This is a genomic window from Enorma sp., assembly GCF_982429025.1.
This window is the reverse complement of record NZ_CEWCAA010000071.1, coordinates 1-8371: the sequence shown is the minus strand read 5'-3', so window position 1 is coordinate 8371 and position 8371 is coordinate 1. Positions and strand designations below refer to the sequence as shown.

The window sequence follows — 8371 nt, the reverse complement described above, 5'->3', positions numbered from 1 at the left end:
AGGAGGAATTGGATGAGCGGCGGGAAAACGCTTCCGAAGGAGCTAACTCTAGCGTTAATCGGGGCGGTAGGAATAATTGGTTGGGTTTTATTCAGCAACTATCCCGGAATCGGCCATATCCTCGTTCAAGCTGCTTCTGGAAATGCATCGCTCGTCGAGAGTCTTTGCATCGCCTTCATCGCCCTGTGCCCCTTGCCTCTTGGAGCTGGCATCGGTGGCATAATCTCCCGCAATGTGCCTCCAAGAAAAAATGCCTACACAACACCCAAGATCATCTTATTAGCATTAATCATCCTCTATGTCACAATTTGCATAGTCGGCACACTGTTCAGCATTCCCTGGATAGTCTCGCTTTTGGTTTCCCTCCTGTTTAACCCGGCAAGCTATCTCGCAACAACGCTACTTTGCGTATCTGCGTGCATTGCCGTACGTCATACATAAATCTGTCTTCAACAAGCTGGCGGCATTCGCGGCAGCCCTTCAGGACGAATGATTGCATAAAGGCCCACTACAGGCGCGTTCTTATCCCCGCAGCGAGCCTTTGCGCATCTTCCGGCGGTAAGCACCACCGCCAAGTGACGAAATCCGGCACCAAGCAGCTAGCTCCTGCGCTTCATGGTGGCGCCACCCTCACCAGGCATGAGACGGCGTGCATCGTAGACGCTTTCGACCTGGCTGATCGCCGCGAGCAATGGATCAAGGCCGCTCGCATCGGAAATTTCGACCAAGAAACGCAGCACCGCCATGCCGTCGCGCGAAGTCGAGGTGCTTGCCGAAAGGATATTCGCCCCCGCATCGCCGATCGCGATTGTCACGTCCTTCAAGAGCCCCATGCGATCGAGGCACTCGACCACGATCTCCACCTGGAAGAGCGCGTCCGCCTGGGTATCCCACCCAACTTCGATCATGCGCTCCGGGTGCTCCATGAGCCCCTTCACGTTGGGGCAATTCGCCCGGTGCACCGAGACGCCGCGACCGCGGGTGATGAAGCCCACGATGTCGTCGCCCGCCACAGGGTTGCAGCAATGGGCCAGGCGCACGAGGAGCCCGTCGCTCGATTCGCCCTTCACGATGACGCCCGAGCTATCGCGCCTGGGGCCGCGCGGCCGGCGGTTCGAACCGCGCGCGGGCTGCGCCGCCGCCCGCTGCTCCGCATCGGTCTTGGCAGGAGCCTCCGGCTTGGGATCGAGAATCTGCTCCACGCGGTTCCCCACCATGCGGCAGGCCACCTTGCCCGAGCCGATGGCGGCAAACAGGTCTTCGAGCTGGCGATAGTTAAGCTGTTCGCACACGGTGTGGAGCGCCCGGGTAGAACGGGCCGTAGAGATACCGTAACCGCGCTTGCGAAGCTCCTTGGAAAGGATGTCGCGACCGGCTGCGGCATCGTCGTCTTTGGTCACGGCGGTGAAGTAGCGCTTGATCTTCGAACGCGCCGAGGGCGTCTTCACGATGTTCAGCCAGTCACGCGAAGGCTTCGCGTTCTTGTTGGTGAGGATCTCCACCCGATCGCCCATGACGAGCTCGTGGGCGAGCGGCGTCACCACGCCATTCACCTTGGCGCCCACGCAATGATTGCCTACCTCGGTGTGGACGGAGTAGGCGAAATCGAGCGGGGTTGCCCCGGCACGCAGGCTCATGACGTCGCCCTTGGGCGTGAAGACGTAAATCTCCTGGTCGAAGAGGTCGACCTTGAGGGTATCCAAGAACTCCTTGGGGTCTTCGATCTCGTCGGACGCTGCCCAATCGAGCGAATGCTTGAGCATGTTGATCTGGTCGTCCAGGCGCTGGGCCTCTGCCGTCTTCGCTGCGCTCGAACCGCCCGACTTCTTGTAGAGCCAGTGCGCCGCGATGCCGTACTCCGCCTGCTCATGCATCTCGAACGTGCGAATCTGAATCTCGAGCGGACGAGCCGTGGGGCCGATGACCGTCGTATGCAGGCTCTGGTAGTTATTGAGCTTGGGCATGGCGATGTAGTCCTTGAAACGCCCCGGCATGGGATGCCAGAGCGAGTGGACCGCACCGAGCGCAGAGTAGCAATCGCCCACCGACTGGCAGATCACGCGCAGCGCCACGAGGTCGTAGATCTCGCTGAACTCCTTGCCCTTGCGCTTCATCTTCTGGTAGATGGACCAGTAGTGCTTGGAGCGCCCGTTGATCTGGAAGCCCTGGAGCCCCACGCGCTTGAGCTCGTCCGTGAGTGTCTTGATGGTCTCCGCCAGGTAGCGCTCGCGCACCTCGCGGCTCTCGGCCACCATGCGCGCGATGCGCTGATACGCCTCGGGCTCGAGGTAGAAGAAGGAGAGGTCCTCGAGCTCCCACTTGATGGAGCTCATGCCCAGACGGTCGGCGAGCGGCGCATACACGTCCATCGTCTCGCGCGCCTTGAAGAGCCTGCGGTCCTCGCGCAGCGCTGCAAGTGTGCGCATGTTGTGCAGGCGGTCGGCGAGCTTCACGATGATGACGCGGATGTCGCGCGACATGGCGAGGAACATCTTGCGGAGGTTGAGCGCCTGCTTCTCGTCCATGCTGCTCACCTCGATGTTGGTGAGCTTCGTTACGCCGTCCACGAGCCCGGCAACCGTCTCGCCGAACAGGCTCGTCACGTCGGCGAGCGAGACCTCGGTGTCCTCAACCGTGTCATGCAGGAGCGCCGCGCAGACCACGTCGCAATCCATGTTGAGCTCGGCCAGAATGATGGCGACCTCAACGGGATGGTTGATATAGAGCTCGCCCGAGCGGCGCTTCTGGGCAGAATGTTTCTCCGCAGCGAAGCAGTACGCGTGCTCGACCTTCGCGCAATCCTCGGGGCTCATGTACTTGCTGGAGAGCTGCGCTAGGCGGTCGTAGTTGTCGGCACAAATCTCCTGCGGAAGGTCGTCCGCCTTGGTGTAGTGCACCATCTGCGAGAACGATGTGAGCGACGCATCGTGCGCCGCGCGGGTTGCAGCATCCATATCGACCCCTAACCTCAGCTCCAGCCCTATGGCGTGATAGGACGGTTCACTCGTGCAAGCATATCATGAGCCGGGGCATCGAGCGCCCAGCCGCGGAATGTTGTAAACGCGAGACGCGTGCGGAGCCCCTCGAGATATCGCGTCGAGCTCGTGAGCGACATGTGCCCGGGCCTCTCGCTCATCTCGATGCGGCGCGCGTCGTCGAAGCCCTCGACTCGGGCGAAACCCAGCTCCTCGAAAATCGCGATGCCGCTCTTGACAGCCCGCTCATCAACCGGGGTGCGCGCGTCGATGGCGAGGCACATACTCGAGATGTCGAGGTCTGTGGCCGAGAAGCTCTCCTCGCCCGTCTTTCCGCGATGCGACCGCCACATGGTCTGAAGCGCCCGGTAGATGGTCACGAGCTCCTCGCGCTCGGGCGCCGCGGCATCGAGCATGCGCTCGTTGATGCGCGCGTCTCGCGCGGAGTACAGCAGGTGCACGGTAGCCGGCTCGCCGTCACGACCTGCGCGGCCGCTCATCTGGTTGAACTCGGTAGCGGAGAACGGCATGTGGTAGAGCACCACGTGCCGGATGTCGGGCAGGTTCACGCCCTCGCCGAACGCCGAGGTAGACACGATGCACTCAAGCGTGCCGGCGCGGAATGCCTCCTCGATGCGGGTGCGGTCCTCGCGCGAGAGGCCCGCATGGTAGAACGCGATGGCATGGGCGAGCTCGGGCACGCGCTTGCGAAGCGTGCGCGCGAGCTGGGCCGCTTGGTCACGCGAGTTGACATAGACCACGGTCTTCTCCCCCGCCGCCACGATGGAAACGAGGCGGTTCTCGCGGGCCGAGAGGTCGCGGTCGTCCTCGAGCTCGAGGTTCTCACGGATGGTCTTATCAACAACCACACGACTGGTATCAAAAAGCCGGCAAATCTCGTCCGCTGCGTGAGCATCGGCCGTCGCGGTCACGGCAAGGACCGTCGGGCTGCCCAGACGCTCGAGCACATGCGGAAGCTCAAGGTACGCGCTCCGCTCGCCCGACCTAGCCCGGGCGGCATGATGCGCTTCGTCCACCACGACGAAGCCCACGCGCCCAGACTGGGCGAAACGCTCCGCGTGGATGGCGAGAAACTCCGGCGTGGTGAGCACGATGTCGAGCGATCCGGCCGCGAGCTCGGCGAACGCTCGGTCGCGCGCGGGCTGGAGCGACTCTCCCGTGAGCACCGCCGCGCGAACGCCGAGGGCGGTGCAGGCTGCGATAAGGTGGAAGGCTTGATCGGCCACGAGCGCGCGAAGCGGGTACACGAGCACGCTTGCACGGCGGTTGACCACCGCTTCGCGGACGGCGTGCACCTGGAAGATGAGCGACTTGCCCCGCCCTGTGCCCATAACAGCGAGCGTATTCATGCCTTGCCCGAGCGCTTCAAGCGCGTCGCTCTGGGCGCGGTGCGGCGCGGAGGCCCCGATAAAGGTGTGCAGCAGCGAGCGCGTGAGCTCGTCATAGGGCAGCTGGGCCAGAAGGGCGCGGCGCGCGGCGCCCTGCCGGGCGGTAGCGGGCTCCGCACCGCTCTGTCGGGCGGCCGGGGCCTCCATGCCGGATGGTTCCTTCTTCGACGTTGCCTCCGACGAAGAATCGCGGGCTGGGCCTGCGCTCGCCTGGGCCCGCGCATCGGCATCGCCCGGCGCGTGGCAGAGAATGTCCTTCACCATGAGCTTGGGCTTCACCCGACCCTGCCAATGCTCGGCAACTGCCTCGAACACGAGGTCGACCACCGAATCGCAGGCGCACACGGTATCGATCTCGGGGACGCGGAACATGATCGCCGCCACGCTCGCAGCACCATCTGTCGCCGTGAAGCGCATATGGTCGCCGGTTTTTCCCACGCAGAAGCGATCGGCCATGGTCACGCCCGTCGCTGCAAGGAGCGGCACCTTGTTGCCCTGACCGAAGGGCTCGAGAAGCGAAACCTGCTCAATCGTCTCGATATCGAGCTCCGAAAGGCGCACCGTCGTGGCGATCTCGCCCGTGTCCTCGAAGGCCTCGGACGGGAGCTCCGAGAGCACAGCGTCGAGCCGATCGCGGAGGTCGTCCAGCCGGTCGGCGGGAAGCGTCACGCCCACGGCGCCCGCATGCCCGCCAAAGCGGGTGAGCAAATCGGAGCAGCGCTCAACAGCCTCGAAGAGGTTGACCGTGCCCACCGAGCGGCCGGATCCACGCGCAACGCCATCCTCGATCGAGAAGAGAAGAGCCGGCACATGGTAACGGTTGACGATACGGCTCGCCACGATGCCCTTCACGCCCTCGTGCCAGCCCTCTCCCCCCACGACCACCACGCGGCCGCCGGCATAGGTGCTCTCAACGCGCTCGAATGCCTCGTCGGCAAGGGCAGCCTCGATGGACCGCCGTTCCTGGTTGATCTCTTCGAGCTCGGCTGCGAGGCGCCCGGCCTCGATGGGATCGCGCGCGAGCAGCAGGTCGAGCGCGAGCGTGGGATCGGCCATGCGCCCGGCGGCGTTCAGGCGCGGTATGAGAGAGAACGAGAGCGAGTCGGCAGTGACCGTGGAGAGGTCCGTCTTGCTCATGCTGGCGAGCGCCACATACCCCGGGCGCGTGGTGTTGCGCATCTGGTCGATGCCCGCGGCCACGAGCGCGCGGTTCTCGGGAGTGAGCGCCATCATGTCAGAAACAGTTCCGAGCGCGGCCACCTCGAGCAGGCCGTGCCAAAGATCTGGCCGGCCCAAGCGGCCGCCCAGCACCTGCACGAGCTTGAGCGCGACGCCGGCGCCCGCGAGCTCATGCGAGGGGCCGCAGGAATCGAGCTTGGGATCGGTAAGCGGCACGCCCTCGGGCACCATGTCCGAGGGTTCATGATGGTCGGTCACCACGAGGTCTATGCCCCGCTCCTGCAAGAAGGCGACCTCGTTCTTCGCGGCGATGCCGTTATCCACCGTCACGACAAGCGATGGATGGCAAGCATCGATCACGCGCTCAAGGGCCACCTCGCTCAAGCCATACCCCTCGTCGAAGCGGTGCGGGATGAAGGGATGAACCTTCGCCCCGAGCGCACGGAGCGCCTCGGTGAGCAGGCACGTCGAGGTAATGCCGTCGACATCGAAATCACCGAAGACCGCGATGGCCTCCCCTTCTCGGATGGCACGCTCGACGCGGTCGGCCACCTCGGCCATGCCGGGAATAACGAGGGGGTCCGCCCAGTCGCGCTCAAGAGAAGGCGTGAGGAAGCGCCGGCCCTCTTCGACCGACGAGATGCCATGCGCGACCATGATGCGCGCCACGAGCGGGGCGATACCGAGCCCGCAGGAGAGTTCGTCGGCGAGGCGCGGATCCTGGTGGGCGACGACCCAGCGATGTGTGGTGGTAAGCGACGCCATGGCGATCACCTCGCCCAAACATCGCATGCCGCCCGGGCAACGATGCGCTGGGGCAAGCGGCGGAACGATTGGAGATGAAGGGCGCGAGGGCCGCTAGAGAGCGACCGCCGCACGTGTGCTATGCGGTTCATGGCGAACGTCCTTATGGAAGTGGCCCGCTGCGGCAGGCCGAGCTGCTGTTCGCCCATCATTATACGCGCCGTGCGGACATGCTCGCGCGAGAAGCGCGGGGCCCGAAACGATGGAACCTGGCCGGCAGGATGCACCATGCTCAGCATGCGAGCAGATAGCGCGTCTCGTACGGGGCGAGCTCGAGCGCACCGTTCAGCGCAACCGCTCCGGCCGCCGAGGCGCCGTCTGCCAAGAGGTCGCGGAAGCTGCCGTTATAAAACGAACCGGGTTCGTTTTATCATTTTCAGCGTGCGAGCAGGTAGCGGGTCTCGTAGGGGGCAAGCTCGAGTGAGCCCGCAAGCTCGACCACCTCGGCTGCTGCATCGCCCGCCAAAAGGTCGCGGAAGCTGCCGTTAAGCTCACCGGCTTGCACCGAAGCCGGCTGCCCGGAAGCGTTTACGGCCACGAGCACGCGCTCGCCGGGCCCGCCGTCCCAGCCCTCCGCCACGCGCTCGAACAGCAGCTGCTCGCTTGCGATCTGCACGTTGCGATAGCTTCCGTAGCAGAGCGCACGGGCGCCGGGCGCGAGCGCGCCCCGCTCGTCGCGGCCGCTGCGTGCGCCGATAAGGCGGCCGACCCACGCCGTAAGCTCGTTGGGCGCGGGCTCGTCGAAGGCGGGACGCAGGGCCCAGTCGTCACCGCCGCCCTTCTGCCCTTCTTGGCCCCACTCGCTCCCGTAATACACGCACGGGATGCCCGGCATGCCAAACAGCAGCCCGTATGCTGGCCGAATGCAGCCCGGATCGCTCAAGATGCTTGCCAAGCGCGATACGTCGTGGTTGTCGGCGAACGACAGCAGGTGCAGCCCTCGGTAGATGCACCACGGGTCTCCACCGAACTGACGGTGCAGCGAATGGGCAATCTCGAACATGTTGTGGGAGTTGAAGCTCGAATACAGCCCCTTGTAGCACTCGTAGTTGGTGCAGGAATGCAGCATGGAATCATTCACGATCTGGCTGTAGTCGCCGTGGAGCGTCTCGCCGATGAGCACGAACGACGCATCGCCCGGAACGCCGCCGGCTACGGGCGTTGCCGAAAGCTCGTTCGCGACCTCGCGCAGCCTCCGAATGAAATCGTGATCGAGCGAGTAGGCCACATCGAGACGCAGTCCGTCGATGCCGAACTCCTCACGCCAGGCACGCACACATTGGATGAGATGGTCGACCACCTGGGGGTTGCGGAGGTTAAGCTTCACCAGCTCGAAATGACCCTCCCAGCCCTCGTACCAGAAGCCATCTCCATAGGCGGAGTCGCCATCGAAGTTCGTAATGAACCAATCGCGATAGGCAGAATCCCACCCGTGCTCGCGCACGTCCCGAAACGCCCAGAACTCGCGCCCCACATGGTTGAACACGGCGTCGAGCACCACACGGATGCCGTGGGCATGGAGCTCTGCGACCGCCGCAGCGAAGTCGTCGTTCGTACCGAGGCGGCAGTCGACCGTCGTGAGGTCGCGCGTGTCGTAGCCGTGCGCGGAGGATTCGAAGACCGGGTTCAGGAGCACTGCACCAACACCGAGCTCATCAAGATAGCTCGCCCAGCTGGCCACGCGCCCGATGCGCGAAACGCAGACGCCGTCGTTTTCGCGCGGCGCACCGCAGAATCCGAGCGGATAAATCTGGTAGAACGTGCTCTCATATGCCCACATGTCCGCACTCCTTACAATCGCCTCATGGGATATGGCGGCAGGATTTCGCCCTATGCCGTCAGGAAACATGGTGGCGAGCGACTTTGCCCCGCAACCAGGACGGCCTGATTTGACAATATGTCAATTATGCATCATCGACGGGCGAGGCACCAGCGGAAGAGCTCGCTTCGCAGGGCGCAGAGGAAGGACAGCCAGCGCAGCCTCGTGGTCGCAGGGCGCAAGGG

General features: G+C 64.2%; 4 protein-coding genes. 1 reads left to right on the top strand and 3 read right to left on the bottom strand.

Annotation, left to right across the window (positions count from 1 at the left end; all coding sequences use genetic code 11):
• A partial coding sequence (locus AC1VS5_RS09175) for a hypothetical protein (RefSeq protein ID WP_481218427.1) occupies positions 1 to 441 on the top strand: 441 nt, incomplete at its 5' end.
• Positions 442 to 599: 158 nt separating this feature from the next.
• Here AC1VS5_RS09175 and AC1VS5_RS09170 read toward each other — a convergent pair.
• The 3 genes from AC1VS5_RS09170 to AC1VS5_RS09160 form a co-directional block, all read right to left on the bottom strand.
• Entirely contained in the window at positions 600 to 2954 is a 2355-nt protein-coding gene (locus tag AC1VS5_RS09170; protein ID WP_022349281.1) for a RelA/SpoT family protein, read from the bottom strand.
• 26 nt (positions 2955 to 2980) lie between these two features.
• The gene (recJ, locus tag AC1VS5_RS09165) at positions 2981 to 6328 is read right to left on the bottom strand and encodes a single-stranded-DNA-specific exonuclease RecJ (RefSeq protein WP_481218426.1); all 3348 of its coding nucleotides are present in this window, start codon (positions 6326 to 6328) and stop codon (positions 2981 to 2983) included.
• A 415-nt stretch (positions 6329 to 6743) separates the two neighbouring features.
• Entirely contained in the window at positions 6744 to 8147 is a 1404-nt protein-coding gene (locus tag AC1VS5_RS09160) for an alpha-amylase family glycosyl hydrolase (RefSeq protein WP_481218425.1), read from the bottom strand.
• Between the last annotated feature and the right edge of the window lie 224 nt (positions 8148 to 8371).